General features: G+C 71.7%; 10 protein-coding genes. 5 read left to right on the top strand and 5 right to left on the bottom strand.

The genetic code is table 11. The features are described 5' to 3' along the window. Positions 1-21 precede the first annotated feature (21 nt). Positions 22-1,260 (top strand): cysteine--1-D-myo-inosityl 2-amino-2-deoxy-alpha-D-glucopyranoside ligase, encoded by a 1,239-nt coding sequence (gene mshC / locus SM450_RS22655; protein WP_474621763.1) that lies wholly within the window; start codon positions 22-24, stop codon positions 1,258-1,260. A gap of 62 nt (positions 1,261-1,322) precedes the next feature. Here the strand turns inward: mshC and SM450_RS22660 are convergent, their stop codons facing one another. Both SM450_RS22660 and SM450_RS22665 read right to left on the bottom strand, forming a co-directional pair. Next, positions 1,323-2,114, bottom strand: coding sequence for a GntR family transcriptional regulator (locus tag SM450_RS22660; RefSeq protein ID WP_474621764.1), 792 nt, complete (start codon positions 2,112-2,114; stop codon positions 1,323-1,325). Between the two features lie 113 nt (positions 2,115-2,227). Next, complete coding sequence (locus SM450_RS22665) at positions 2,228-3,097, bottom strand: PAC2 family protein (protein ID WP_281589820.1); 870 nt, start codon at positions 3,095-3,097, stop codon at positions 2,228-2,230. A 252-nt stretch (positions 3,098-3,349) separates the two neighbouring features. On the opposite strand from SM450_RS22665, the gene metH reads away from it, so the two are divergent. Both metH and SM450_RS22675 read left to right on the top strand, forming a co-directional pair. Continuing rightward, on the top strand, positions 3,350-6,853 hold the full coding sequence (metH, locus tag SM450_RS22670) for a methionine synthase (protein WP_474621851.1): 3,504 nt from the start codon (positions 3,350-3,352) through the stop codon (positions 6,851-6,853). Between the two features lie 433 nt (positions 6,854-7,286). After that, on the top strand, positions 7,287-8,795 hold the full coding sequence (locus SM450_RS22675; protein ID WP_474621765.1) for an FAD-binding oxidoreductase: 1,509 nt from the start codon (positions 7,287-7,289) through the stop codon (positions 8,793-8,795). A gap of 1 nt (position 8,796) precedes the next feature. Here the strand turns inward: SM450_RS22675 and SM450_RS22680 are convergent, their stop codons facing one another. Next, positions 8,797-9,495, bottom strand: coding sequence for a GbsR/MarR family transcriptional regulator (locus SM450_RS22680; protein WP_474621766.1), 699 nt, complete (start codon positions 9,493-9,495; stop codon positions 8,797-8,799). 226 nt (positions 9,496-9,721) lie between these two features. On the opposite strand from SM450_RS22680, the gene SM450_RS22685 reads away from it, so the two are divergent. Together SM450_RS22685 and SM450_RS22690 are read left to right on the top strand one after the other, a co-directional pair. Further along, the gene (locus tag SM450_RS22685) at positions 9,722-10,081 is read left to right on the top strand and encodes a DUF4097 family beta strand repeat-containing protein (protein WP_474621767.1); all 360 of its coding nucleotides are present in this window, start codon (positions 9,722-9,724) and stop codon (positions 10,079-10,081) included. Between the two features lie 34 nt (positions 10,082-10,115). After that, entirely contained in the window at positions 10,116-10,916 is an 801-nt protein-coding gene (locus SM450_RS22690; protein ID WP_474621768.1) for an alpha/beta fold hydrolase, read from the top strand. Between the two features lie 42 nt (positions 10,917-10,958). Here the strand turns inward: SM450_RS22690 and SM450_RS22695 are convergent, their stop codons facing one another. Together SM450_RS22695 and SM450_RS22700 are read right to left on the bottom strand one after the other, a co-directional pair. Beyond that, complete coding sequence (locus SM450_RS22695) at positions 10,959-11,294, bottom strand: YnfA family protein (RefSeq protein ID WP_474621769.1); 336 nt, start codon at positions 11,292-11,294, stop codon at positions 10,959-10,961. Positions 11,295-11,346: 52 nt separating this feature from the next. Further along, complete coding sequence (locus SM450_RS22700) at positions 11,347-11,943, bottom strand: GNAT family N-acetyltransferase (protein ID WP_474621770.1); 597 nt, start codon at positions 11,941-11,943, stop codon at positions 11,347-11,349. Between the last annotated feature and the right edge of the window lie 25 nt (positions 11,944-11,968).

Below are 11,968 nucleotides of genomic sequence, written 5' to 3' on the forward strand. Positions count from 1 at the left end.
CGGATCGTTAGGCTGGCGGACATGGAGTCTTGGGCGGGACACGAGGTGCCACGGCTGCCGGGTACGGGCGCGCCACTGAGGTTGTACGACTCGGCGCGACAGGGGCTCCACCCCAGCTGGCCCGACGGCGTCGCCTCGATGTACGTCTGCGGCATCACCCCGTACGACGCCACCCACCTCGGGCACGCCGCCACCATGATCACCTTCGATCTGGTGCAGCGGATGTGGCGCGACGCCGGCCTGACCGTGAGCTACGTGCAGAACGTCACCGACATCGACGACCCGCTGCTGGAGCGCGCCGAGCGCGACGGCGAGGACTGGAAGGTCCTGGCCATGCGGGAGACCGCGCTGTTCCGCGAGGACATGGAGGCGCTGCGGATGATCCCGCCGGCGCACTACGTCGGCGCGGTCGAGTCGATCCCCGACATCGCCGACAAGGTGCTCGTGCTGCTCAAGGACGGCGCGGCGTACCGGCTCGACGACGGCACCGGCGACGTCTACTTCGACATCTCCGCCGCCCCGGCGTTCGGCTACGAGTCCAACCTGTCCCGCGCCGAGATGCTGGAGATCTTCCCGGAGCGCGGCGGCGACCCGGAGCGGGCCGGCAAGCGCGACCCGCTCGACCCGCTGCTGTGGCGCGGCGCCCGCGACGGCGAGCCGTCCTGGCCCGGAGGCGAGCTGGGCCCGGGCCGCCCCGGCTGGCACATCGAGTGCACGGTCATCGCGCTGAACCTGCTCGGCGACCGGATCTCCGTGCAGGGCGGCGGCAACGACCTGATCTTCCCGCACCACGAGTGCTCCGCCGCGCACGCCGAGCGGCTGACCGGCGCGGCGCCGTTCGCCGACCACTACGTGCACGCCGGCATGATCGGCCTGGACGGCGAGAAGATGTCGAAGTCGAAGGGCAACCTGGTCTTCGTCTCCCGCCTGCGGGCCGACCGGGTCGACCCGATGGCGGTGCGGCTGGCCCTGCTCACCGGCCACTACCGCAGCGACCGGACCTGGACCGACGAGTTGCTCGCCGAGGCGCTGCGGCGGCTGGACCGTTGGCGGCGGGCCGCCGCCGCGCCGTCCGGCCCGTCGGGCGAGGCGCTGCTGGCCGGGGTACGCGAACGCCTCGCCGACGACCTCGACACCCCCGGCGCACTGGCGGTGGCCGACGCCTGGGCCGAGCGCACGCTAGCCGGTGACGGCGCCGACGCGACCGCCCCCCGCCTGTTCGCCGACACCGTCGACGCCCTCCTCGGCATCCGCCTGTAAGGAGGGGGCCCTTGTTAACGCTTTCGGTAGAGGCGGGGCCCCTTCTTAACGCGTGGTAGCGCTCAGCCGAGGACGAGGCCCGGGTCCGGGTCCGGGTCGGGGGCCGGCGCGGGGATCTTGTACTCCTCGGTGAGCGTGGTCATCGGGCCGGGCCAGGTGGCCTGCGCGACCTCGATGGGCTTGCGCCGCTCGTCGTACGCGACGTGCAGCAGGTGCAGCACAGGGGTGTCCGGGCGGATCTGGAGGATCTCGGCCTCCTCCCGGCTGGGCTGGCGGGCGCTTATCGTGTCGGCCGCGGTGACGTACCGCCGGCCGGTGGCCTCCTCGGCCTCCTGGTAGAGCGGCCGGCCGAACGCCTCGGCCCGTTCCAGGGAGGTGCCGGCGGTGTCGGCGGGCAGGAACCAGGAGGCGCCGACCTCGACCGGGGAGTCGTCGGTGCGGACCAGGTGCCGCCGGCAGAGCAGTTCGGTGCCGTCGGTGACGCCGAAGACGTCGGCGACCTCGGGCGGGGCGGCGGCGCGACCGACCGAGACGAGGTGCTGGCGGTATCGGGCGGCCAGGTCGGTGTGGTAGCCGCGGAAGCCGCCGTACCGGCCCCGGGCGAGGCGGTTGAGCCGGCGCCGGGTGCCCCGGACGTACGTACCGGAGCCGGGTTTGGTGATCAGGATGCCCTCGACGCGGAGCTGGTCGACGGCGCGTTGGACGGTCTGCTTCGCGACGCCGAACATCTCGGCGATGGCCGGGATGGACGGCAGCCGCTCGCCCGGCCCCCAGTCGCCGCGGCGCACCTGCGCCTTGAGCTGCGCGGCGATCTGCCGGTGCGGGAACTCGGCCGCGCCCGGGTTGATCTGCATACCCGCCTCCTCAGAACAGCTAGGTTCCTAGGATGCCCTAGAGGGCGTGACGGCGCCACCCCGGACACGCGGAAGGCCGGGCCCGACGAGGACCCGGCCTTCGAGGAAGCGGACTACCAGGAACCGGCGGTGGGGCCGGCGGAACCGCCCCGACGGCGCAGGTACTTCTCGAACTCCTGGGCGATCTCGTCGCCGGTCAACGGGGTGATGCCGGCGTCGCCGACGCGCTCCTCCAGCTCACGCACGTACTCGCCCAGCTCGGCGTCCTGCTCGGCGGCGCTGCGCACCCGCTGCTCCCACTCGGCGGCCTCCTCGGCCAGGTCGGCCATCGGCACCGGCAGGTCGAGCACCTCCTCGACCCGGTGCAGCAGCGCCAGGGTCGCCTTCGGGCAGGGCGGGTTGTTGGCGTAGTGCGGCACGTGCACCCAGAACGACACCGCGTCGACCTCGGCCCGGGAGCTGGCGTCGTGCAGCACCCCGACGATGCCGGTCGGGCCGTCGTAGCGGGTGGGGGTGAGCTGGTAGCGCCGGGCCGCGTCGGCGTCCGACGCGCTGCCGCTGATCGGCAGCGGCCGAGTGTACGGCACGTCGGCCAGCAGCGCGCCGAGCAGCACCACCCGTTCGACCTCCAGGCTGTGGCAGATCTCCAGCACCTGCTCGCAGAAGGTGCGCCAGCGCATGCTCGGCTCGATGCCGCGGATCAGCACCACGTCCCGCTCGGTGCCCTCCGGGCTGGCCACCATGAAGCGCGTCGTGGGCCACTCCACCCGCCGGGTCTCCCCGTCGGCCATCGTGATGGTCGGCCGGCTCACCTGGAAGTCGTAGAACTCCTCCGGATCCAGCTCGGTCACCTGCCGGGCCTGCCATACCTGCTCCAGGTGTTCCACGGCGGCGGTGGAGGCGTCCGCGGCGTCGTTCCAGCCCTCGAAGGCCGCGATGGCGACCGGTGAGCGCAGAACCGGCAGCCCGTCGAACTCGGTCACGCCGTCACCTCACCCTGCTCGTCCGGAGCGGCGCTGCCCCGTCGCACGGTCGCATCCCTGATGTCCTTCACGTCCGCCAGCCTACGTGCCGCCGCCGGAGCCGGCCCGTCGGCCGCGCCGGTCGCCCGGCCCGACCACCCGGTCGAAGCGGATGAAAGGTACGCGGTGATTCAGCCGACAGTATGTGGGAAGGGGCGGTTGGGGCGCCCTCCGCGTACGGCGGCGCACTAGCCTGGACCTGTGTCTACTTCGTTGCGCGACCTGCTGGCGGACCGGATCCTCATCGCCGACGGGGCGATGGGGACGATGCTCCACGCGGCCGACCTGACCCTGAACGACTTCGACGGCCTCGAGGGCTGCAACGAGATCCTCAACGTCACCCGGCCGGACGTGGTCCGTGGGGTGCACGACGCCTACCTGGCCGCCGGCGCGGACTGCGTGGAGACCAACACGTTCGGCGCCAACCTGCCCAACCTCGCCGAGTACGGCATCGCCGACCGGATCCGGGAGCTGTCCGAGGCGGCGGCGCGGATCGCCCGGGAGGCCGCGGACGCGTACGCCACGCCGGAGCGGCCCCGCTTCGTGCTCGGGTCGATGGGGCCGGGCACGAAGCTGCCGACCCTTGGCCACGCGAGCTACGCCTCGCTGCGTGACGCGTACCAGGAGAGCGCCATCGGCCTGATCGCCGGCGGCGTGGACGCGCTGATCATCGAGACCTGCCAGGACCTGCTCCAGGTCAAGGCCGCGGTGGTCGGTTCGAAGCGGGCCCGCGACGCCGCCGGCCGGGACGTGCCGATCATCTGCCAGGTGTCCATGGAGACCACCGGCACGATGCTGCTGGGCAGCGAGATCGGCGCGGCGCTGACCGCGATCGAGCCGCTCGGGGTCGACGTGATCGGGCTCAACTGCTCCACCGGCCCGGCCGAGATGGGCGAGCACATGCGCTACCTGTCCCGGCACTCGCGCCTGCCGGTGTCGGTGATGCCGAACGCCGGCCTGCCGGTGCTGACCGCCGACGGGGCCTACTTCCCGCTCGGCCCGCAGGAGATGGCCGACGCGCTGGAGCAGTTCGTCGACGACTACGGCGTCGGGCTGATCGGTGGCTGCTGCGGCACCACGCCGGAGCACATCCGGGTGCTCGTGGAGCGGCTGGGCGGGCGTCGCCCGGTGGCCCGGGCGCCGGAGCCGGAAGCCGGTGTCTCCTCGATCTACCACCACGTGCCGTTCGCCCAGGACGCCAGCGTCCTGATGGTGGGGGAGCGCACCAACGCCAACGGCTCGAAGGCGTTCCGCGACGCGATGCTCGCCGCCGACTGGCAGGCCTGCGTGGAGATCGCCCGCAACCAGGCCCGGGACGGCTCGCACCTGCTCGACCTCTGCGTCGACTACGTCGGCCGCGACGGCACGCAGGACATGCGGGAGCTGGCCGGCCGGTTCGCCACCGCGTCCACCCTGCCGATCGTGCTTGACTCCACCGAGCCGGCGGTGATCGAGGCGGGGCTGGAGATGCTCGGCGGTCGCTGCGTGGTCAACTCGGTGAACTTCGAGGACGGCGACGGCCCCGACTCCCGCTACGCGCGGGTCATGCCGGTGGTCAAGGAGCACGGCGCCGCCGTCGTGGCGCTGCTCATCGACGAGGAGGGCCAGGCCCGCACCCGGGAGTGGAAGGTACGGGTGGCCAGCCGGCTGATCGACGACCTGACCGGCCGGTGGGGGCTGCGCCGGGCGGACATCCTGATCGACGCGCTGACGTTCCCGATCGCCACCGGCCAGGAGGAGACGCGCCGCGACGGCATCGAGACGATCGAGGCGATCCGGGAGATCACCGCCCGCTATCCGGGGGTCAACTTCACCGCCGGCATCTCGAACGTGTCGTTCGGGCTGAACCCGGCGGCCCGGCAGGTGCTCAACTCGGTGTTCCTGCACGAGTGCGTCCAGGCCGGCCTGACCTCGGCCATCGTGCACGCCAGCAAGATCCTGCCGATGACGAAGATCCCGGATGCGCAGCGCGAGGTGGCGCTGGACCTGGTATACGACCGCCGCCGTGAGGGCTACGACCCGGTGCAGCGGTTCATCGAGGTCTTCGAGGGCGTCGACGCGGCCTCGGCGCGGGCCACCCGCGCCGAGGAGTTGGCCGCGTTGCCGCTTGAGGAGCGGCTCAAGCGCCGGATCATCGACGGCGAGCGCAACGGCCTGGAGGCCGACCTGGACACCGCGATGGCGCAGGGGCGCACGCCGCTGTCCATCATCAACGACCTGCTGCTCGACGGCATGAAGGTGGTCGGTGAGCTGTTCGGCTCGGGCCAGATGCAGTTGCCGTTCGTACTCCAGTCCGCCGAGGTGATGAAGACCGCGGTGGCCTACCTGGAGCCGCACATGGAGAAGGCCGACGACGACGGAAAGGGCCGGATCGTCCTTGCCACGGTGAAGGGCGACGTGCACGACATCGGCAAGAACCTGGTCGACATCATCCTGTCCAACAACGGCTACGACGTGGTGAACATCGGCATCAAGCAGCCGATCACCGCGATCCTGGACGCGGCCGAGGAGCACCGGGCCGACGCCATCGGCATGTCCGGCCTGCTGGTGAAGAGCACGGTCATCATGAAGGAGAACCTGGCCGAGATGGCCACGCGTGGCGTCGCCGAGCGGTGGCCGGTGCTGCTCGGCGGGGCGGCGCTGACCCGGGCGTACGTGGAGGACGACCTGCGGTCGATCTACCCGGGCCAGGTGCACTACGCCCGGGACGCGTTCGAGGGGCTGTCCCTGATGGACCGGGTGATGGCGGCCAAGCGGGGTGGCGCGCCGGTAATCGACCCGGAGCGGGAGGCGGCGCTGGCGGCCCGGCGGGAGCGGCGGGAGCGGCAGCGGGCGCAGGTCCGGGAGGCGCTGCCCGAGCTGGACGACGCCTCGGTCCGCTCCGACGTGGCGCCGGACGCCACGGTGCCCACACCGCCGTTCTTCGGCACCCGGGTGGTCAAGGGCGTGCCGCTCGCGGACTACGCGGCGCTGCTCGACGAGCGGGCCACGTTCCTGGGGCAGTGGGGGCTGCGGGGCGCCCGTGGCGGTCAGGGCCCGTCGTACGAGGAGTTGGTGGAGACCGAGGGCCGGCCGCGGCTGCGCTACTGGCTGGACCGGCTCATCGCCGACCAGGTGCTGGAGGCGGCCGTGGTCTACGGCTACTTCCCGGCCTACTCCGAGGGCAACGACCTGGTGGTGCTTGACGAGAACGGGCACAGCGAGCGCGCCCGGTTCTCCTTCCCCCGGCAGCGGCAGGAGCGCCGGCTGTGCCTGGCCGACTTCTTCCGGCCCAAGGGCGACCAGCTCGACGTGGTGGCCATGCAGCTCGTCACCGTCGGGCAGCCGATCAGCGAATACACGGCGAAGATGTTCGCCGCGAACGAATACCGCGACTACCTGGAGGTGCACGGCTTGTCGGTGCAGCTCACCGAGGCGCTCGCGGAGTACTGGCACCGGCGGATCCGGTCCGAGCTGGTGCTGCCGGGTGGGCGTACGGTCGCCGAGGACGATCCGGCCGACCTGGCCGGCCTGCTGCGCACCGACTACCGGGGCTGCCGCTACGCGTTCGGCTATCCGGCCTGCCCGGACCTGGAGGATCGGGCGAAGGTGGTGGGGTTGCTCGGCGCGGAGCGAATCGGGGTGGAGTTGTCGGAGGAGTTCCAGCTCGTGCCGGAGCAGGCCACCGACGCTATCGTGGTCCACCACCCGGACGCGAACTACTTCAACGCCAAATAGCCCGCGCTTGATCCACTCCACCACGGCGAGGTGGCGGTATCCCGCCCGCCCGGATGGCGCCACTTCCCCGAGCTGGTGTGGATCAAGCGGCACTGCCAGGCATTGCCCCGCGAGTTGGGCAGCCCGGTCAGCTAGACGGGTCACCACCTGAGGCTAGAACCCCGGGCGGAAGCCTGATCCAGCTACGTCAGCGGACCCCACTCCATTTTCGAGGTGGCGGCATCCCGACCGCCCAAAATCTGGCGTGGGCCGAGGGTGGACACGGCGTGCGGCGCGCGAGGCCATCGGCACCTGACGGAGAGCTTTTGTCCCATCGGCGCCGGGTCTGCGTCACCCGGAAGGGTTTTCGCGTCCTCTTCCGGTTATGTGAGCATGTGTCTGGTTCTAGCGTGAAGGCGCACGCCAGCGGAAGGTGTGACCCGATCGAGAGGCCATGACCATGCCCGACATCTCGCGTCGAAAGCTGCTCCAGGCGACCGCCGCCGTGGGTGCCGGGGCGGTCGTCGCCCCGGCCGTGTTCACCGGGGCCGCCCAGGCGACGACCGGCACCGACGGCTCCGGAGCACCCATCTGGGCCGAGTGCCCGCCGGTGGAACTGACCGGGCGGATCGTGCGCTTCGGTGATCCCGACTACCCGACCGCGAGCGTCGGCTGGGACGAGTTGTTCGTGCACAACCCGCTCGTCATCGTGTTCGCGCAGAACACCCAGGACGTGGTGAACGCCCTCGCCTGGTCCCGGCAGAACAACGTCGCGCTGCGGGTCCGCAGCGGCCGGCACAGCCTCGAAGGCTGGTCCAACGTGGACAACGGCATCGTGATCGACGTCAGCGAGTTGAAGTCGGCCGACATCGACCGGGCCGCGCTCACCGCGCGGGTCGGCGCCGGGCTCAACCAGTTGGAGGCGGTCACCACGCTCGCCCAGCAGGGGCTCGCGGTGACGACCGGTACGGAGGGGAGCGTGGGCCTGTCCGGCGCGACCCTGGGCGGGGGTTTCGGCTTCCTCACCCGCTGGCTCGGCATGGCCTGCGACAGCCTGATCGGAGCGGAGATCGTCGTCGCGTCCGGGGCGAACGGCGCCAGGGCGATCGAGGTGGATCTGAGGAACCGCGCGGACCTGCTCTGGGCGTTGCGCGGGGCGGGTAACGGCAACTTCGGCATCGTCACATCGCTCACCTACCGGGTGGCCCCGCTGCGTAGCGTCGCCTACCTTCAGGCGACCTGGTCCGGCCTGGACGACCTGCGGGGCGTCTTCGACAGGTGGCAGCGCAGCGCGCCGTTCACCGACGTCCGCCTCGGCACCCAACTGGAGATCCACAAGTCGCAGATCCTGCTGTTCGGCGTACTCGCCGAGGGCACCGACGCGGAGATCAGGAAGCTGCTGGAGCCGGTCCTGTCGGTGGGCGGCCCGCAGGTCACCGTGCAGATCGGCGGGTGGGGGGAGGTCTACGCCGGGTTCCAGGTGCCGATCGAGGACGAGCCCGCGAACTGGAAGTTCTTCTCCCAGTTCACCCGCCGGCCGTTCCCGCCCGAGGCGATCGAGATCATCCGCTCGTTCATGGCGGTGGCGCCCACCGACGACAGCAACTTCTTCACCCAGGCGTTCGGCGTCGGCGCGCAGGCGATGCAGCCGCTCGGTGGTTCGGCGTTCCCGCACCGCGACGCGATCTTCTACTCCGAGCCGGGCGCGGGCTGGGGGACCCGGGGCGTGCCGGACAGCGGCGACGCCCTCACCCCGGCCGCCCAGGCGTGGATCGCCGAGTTCAGTCAGGCGCTCCGCCCGTACGTGGACGGTGCCTACGTCAACGTGCCCAACATCGGCATGCAGGAGTGGGAGACCGCGTACTGGGGGCCGAACGTCGAGCGCCTGCGCCGGATCAAGGCGGTGTACGACCCGCACAACGTCTTCCAGTACGAGCAGAGCATCCCGCCCGCGTCGTGCTGACCTAACCGGCGGTGCGGAGGATGTCGCGGGCCTGTTCGGCGGCGCGGGTGATGCTCTCGCTGATGAAGTCGAGGAAGCGGGCGATGTTCTCCAGGCGGGCGGCGGCCGGGGTGTCGGCGCCGAGCAGGGCGACGCCTTGGCGGGCGACGGCGACGAGCTGGTCGTTGGCCCGCGCGCTGGCGATGGTCGCCTGGTAGAAGAGGTCGTCGTCGACGACGTAGCGCTCCCGCCGGCCGTCGCCGTGTTCCCGGCGGACCAGGCTCTGGCTTTCCAGGAAGGCGATCGCCTTGGAGACCGAGGCGGGGCTGACCTGGAGTCGCCGGGTGAGGTCGGCGGCGGTGAGGCTGCCCGCGTCGGTGGTGAACAGGCAGGTCAGGACCCGGGCTGCCATGGTCGGCAGGCCCGAGGCCATGAGGACGGTGGTCAGGGTTTCGGCGTACTCGGTGATGGCGTCGGCGTCGCGGGGGAGCGGGCCCGAGGCGCGGGGGGCGGTGGTCGCGCGCCGCCGGGCGCGGCGCTCGGTGGCGCGGTGGGCCAGGTCGGCGCGGTAGGCGGTGGGACCGCCGTTGCGCATCACCTCCCGCGTGATGGTCGAGGTCGGTCGGTCGAGGCGGCGGGCGATCTCCGCGTAGGCGAGGCTGTCGGCCAGCCCGGACGCGATCCGCTGCCGCTCCTGCTGGGTGAGCCTGCCTCCGGGCATCGTGGTCCCCTTTCCGTCGCCATCCCGGGGAACCATAGCCTTCATCGTCATCCATTGCAACGCAGGTCGTCCGTATCGTTGCGTTCGATCCAGGGTCGCCGCAACGAATGCAAGTGTCTGAGCTGCGTGAACGCCGCGTAAGTGCAACGAGCATATTGTAGCAATGTGGAAAGCAACGTAGCGTTTCGCGTGTAAGAAACGCGCGACGAAACGCCGGGAGAGCACGATGCAGACCTTCGCCACCCCCGCCCCGATCTCCGCCGTCCTGGACGTCCCCGCCGGGTCCGTCGAGGTCACCGTGCGACTGCCCGCCGGCTCCCGCGTCCAGGCCACCTCCGTGGCCGTCGAGGTACGCGGCGTCGGCCGCCTCGGCGACGTCACAGTCGACGGCGCGTACCGGCAGCTCAAGCTCGACGAGGCCGCGAGCGTGCGCCTGACCGCGACCGACGGCGACGTCGAGGTGGGCCGGCTCACCGGCGCCGCGGAGATCAGCACCGAGCGGGGCGACATCCGGATCGCCGAGGCGGTACGAGGCACGGTCGTGCTCCGCACCCGCTCCGGTGACATCACCGCCCGCAGCCTCTGAGCCACCGGCCCCCCTCACGAGCAGGAGCAGGATCATGACGACGAACACGTGGACCGGACTGGTGCCCGTCGAGGACACCGCGCTGGCGGTCACCGACACCGGCGGCGCCGGCGTGCCCGTGCTGTACCTCAACGGCCAGTTCGCCACCCAGGGCTACTGGCGGCGGGTCGTCGCCGGCCTGGGCGACGGATGGCGGCACATCACCTACGACGAACGGGCCCGCGGTCACTCGAAACGGTCGGCGGACTACTCCTTCGACGCCGCCGTCCGCGACGTCGACGCCGTGCTCGCGGCGCGGGGCGTGGACCGGGCGCTGCTCGTCGGCTGGTCCTACGGCGCCGTCGTCGCCGCGCACTGGGCCGAGCGCAACCCCGACCGTACGGTGGGCGCGGTCCTGGTCGACGGCGCGTTCCCCTACGACTGGCTCGACGAGGCCATGGAGGTGCGGATCCGCAAGCTGTTCAAGCGGATGGGCTGGTTCACGCCGCTGCTGCGCCCGACCGGCCTGACGCCCCGGATGAGCGCAGCCCAGCAGGCGGAGAGCAACATCGAGCTGGGCCGGCTCTCCCGGGAACGGGAACTGGGCCCGGTGCTCGACCGGATCACCGTGCCGGTGCGCTACGTGGTCGCCTCGGGCACCTCCCTCGGCAGCCGCGGCGACGAGCAGGAGCGCATCCGCGCCGGGCTCGATGCGGTGACCGCTGGCAACCCGAACATCCGGATCAGCGCGAAGGTCGCCAGCAACCACGGCGCGCTGCTCAAGAAGGACGCGCCCGCCATCGTCGCGGCGGTCCGTCAGGTCGCCGCCCTCGACGACCCGGCCCCGACCGGGTAGGCGCCGAGACCGTACCCGCCGGGCAGGCCCGGCGGGTACGGGTCAGCTCGGGCGCGGCGCGTACATGATGATCGCGACGCCGACCAGGCAGATGGCCGCGCCGCCGAGGTCGTAGCGGTCGGGCCGGAACTTGTCGACGAGCATGCCCCAGGCGAGTGACCCGGCGACGAAGACGCCGCCGTAGGCGGCGAGGATGCGCCCGAAGTTCGGGTCGGGCTGGAACGTCGCCACGAAGCCGTAGAGGCCCAGCGCGATGATGCCGCCCGCGATCCAGAGCAACCCACGGTTCTCCCGCCAGCCCTGCCATACCAGCCACGCGCCGCCGATCTCGGCCAGCGCGGCGACAAGGAACAGCAGGATGGAACGGGTGACCGTCATGCGTCCGACCGTACCGTCACGATCTTGTCCGTGGGCCGGCAGGCGGAGGCGATCAGGTCGTCGCAGCCGGCGGAGATGGCGACCGCAGCGTGTCGCGGATGACGCCGAAGTCGGCCAACTGCTGCACCTGATGCAAGTCACCGGCGACGAAGATCCAGTCGAGGCCGTCCTCGCCCGCCACGTCCAGGTGCGCGGCGTGGCGCAGGCCGGCCCGCTCCGCGACCCGCCGGGAGGCGATGTTGTGCGGGCGGATCCGGGCGGCCACCGGGAGATCGGGCCGGTGCGTGCCGGCCCAGCGCACGACGGCGGTGGCCGCCTCGCCGGCCACGCCGTCACCCCACACGGCCGGGTCGAGGCGGTAGAACAGGTTCAGCACGTCGCGTTCGTGCAGCCGCATGACCTTCAGGCCGCAGAAGCCGAGCCGCCGCTCGTCGCGGCACACCACCCAGTAGCCGAAGCCGTGCACCCGCCAGTGCCCGTCCCAGCGCCGGAAGCGCTCCTCCGCCTCAGCGCGGTCGCGCAGCAGGTCGGAGGGGTTGTGCGCGCAGGCTCGGGGGTCGGTGTGCAGGGCGTGGACCAGGTCGACATCGGCGTGGGTGGGGCGGCGCAGGCTCAGCCGCGCGGTGGTCAGCTCCTCGTGCTCCCCCATCGCCTGTCATCATTCCAGCCGGACG

The sequence above is a fragment of the Micromonospora marincola genome, assembly GCF_056150385.1.